At 73.9% G+C, this 2035-nt stretch carries 1 protein-coding gene; it reads right to left on the bottom strand.

The features are described 5' to 3' along the window. The coding region (gene dnaE, locus VGR37_03440) for a DNA polymerase III subunit alpha (protein ID HEV2146448.1) at positions 1-2035 on the bottom strand (2035 nt) is incomplete at both ends.

Here is a 2035-nt window from a genome sequence, read left to right as displayed (position 1 = left end):
CCCGGCGCGGCGCACCACGTCCTCCACGGAGGCGAAGGGGCGCTCCGCGTGCGCCGCCGCCAGCGCCTCCAGCGTGCGCGCCCCCATCCCGCGGACGTGCTTCCAGCCGATGCGCACCGCGGGCCGCGCGGGGTCCGCCGTGTCCTCCAGCGTGCACTCCCGCCCCCCGCGGCGGAGGCAGGGCGCGTGCACCGTCACCCCGCTGCGGCGCGCGTCGTGGACCAGCGTGGCCGGGGCGTAGAACCCCATGGGCCAGGCGTTCAGCAGCCCCAGGAGGAACTCGGCCGGGTGGTGCGCCTTGAGGTACGCGGTGGCGTAGGCGATCAGCGCGAAGCTCCAGGCGTGACTCTCGGGGAAGCCGTAGTTGCCGAACCCCTTCATCTGCCGGACGATGCGGTCCGCCAGCTCCTGCGTGAGGCCGTGCGACCCCAGCCGCACGCGCAGCTTCTCCAGGGCGGCCTCCAGCTTCTGCTGCTTGCGGGCGTGCCCCATGGTGCGGCGCAGCTCGTCGGCCTCGGCTGCGGTGTAGCCGCCCAGCGCCATGGCGATGGACATGGCCTGCTCCTGGAAGATGGGGATCCCGCAGGTGCGCCCCAGGATGGGCGCCAGCGCGGGGTGGTCGTGCTCCCACCGCTCCGTCCCGCGCCGGCGGCGGGTGTAGGGGCCGACGAACTCCCCCTGGATGGGGCCCGGGCGGATGAGGGCCACCTGCACCACAAGGTCGTACAGGCGCTCGGGGCGAGTCTGGAGGATGGACTGGATCTGCGCGCGGCTCTCGATCTGGAAGGTGCCCAGCGTTTCCCCGCGGGAGATCATCGCGAAGGTCTCCGGGTCATCCTGCGGGAGGCCGTACAGGTCGAGCCGCTTCCCGGTGCGCGCCTCGATGGCGTCGAAGGCGATGCGGGTGGCGGTGAGCCCGCCCAGCCCCAGGAAGTCGAACTTGGGAATGCCGATGGCGTCCAGGTCGTCCTTGTCGAACTGGAGGATGGTGCGCCCCATCGTCGTCTCCTCGGTGGGGACGTACTCCCCCAGCGGGCGGGCGGAAAGGACGAAGCCGCCGGGGTGGGTGGAGCGCATGCGGGGGACGCCCTCCAGCGCGCGCATGGCCGTGAGCAGGGCACGGCCGCGCGCGTCCCCCGTCTCCAGCCCATGCTTCGCGCCCAGCCCCCGCTCGATCAGCTCGGCGCCGTCGGCGGGACCCAGGTGCCGGATGCGCTTGGAGAGGGTGAAGACCAGCGCCGCGGGGTAGCCCAGGGCGCGCATGGCGTCCTGCAGCGCGCTGGGGGCGTGGTAGACCTGGGTGACGGCGGTGATGGCGGCGTGGTCGCGGCTGTACCGGTCGTAGACATAGCTCAGCACCTCCTCGCGGCGGTGCATCTCGAAGTCCACGTCGATGTCGGGCGCCTCGGTGAGCCCGTCGGCGCGCGCCTCGGAAAGGAAGCGCTCGAAGAGGAGACCGTGCCGCACCGGGTCCACCGCCGTGATCCTCAGGCAGAAGGTGACCACGGAGTTGGCGGCGCTCCCCCGCCCCTGGCAGAGGATGCCGCGCGAGCGGGCGAAGCGCACCGCCTGCCACATCACCAGGAAGAAGCCGGCGAAGCCCAGCCTGCGGATGGTGTCCAGCTCGTGCTCGATCTGCGCGCGCTCCCGGTCGCCGACGGCGCCGCCCCAGCGCTCCCGGGCGCCCTCGTAGACCAGCTCGCGCAGGTACGAGTCTGCGTCGTGTCCGGCGGGGACGGGAAACTCCGGGAGCGGCGGGCGGAGCCAGCGCAGCTCGAAGGCGCACTCCCCGGCGATGCGCGCGGTCTCCTCCACGCCCGCCTCCCTCCCCTTCCAGAGCAGGGCCGCCTCCTCCGGCGACCGGAGGCGCCACTCGCCGTTGGGGAGGAGGAACCCGCGCCGCGCGGCCTCGTCCACGGTGACGCCGGCCCGCAGCGCGGTCTGGAGGTCGTGCACCAGGCGCCCCGGCGCGTCCAGGTAGCGCGGCTCGCCCGTGGCCGCCCACGGCACGCCGCAGCGCCCGGCCAGCTCCACC

Source organism: Longimicrobiaceae bacterium, from assembly GCA_035936415.1.
Classification (GTDB): Bacteria; Gemmatimonadota; Gemmatimonadetes; order Longimicrobiales; family Longimicrobiaceae; genus JAFAYN01.
Note: the sequence above shows the minus strand (reverse complement) of the source record. Positions and strands in the feature narration are given on the sequence as shown.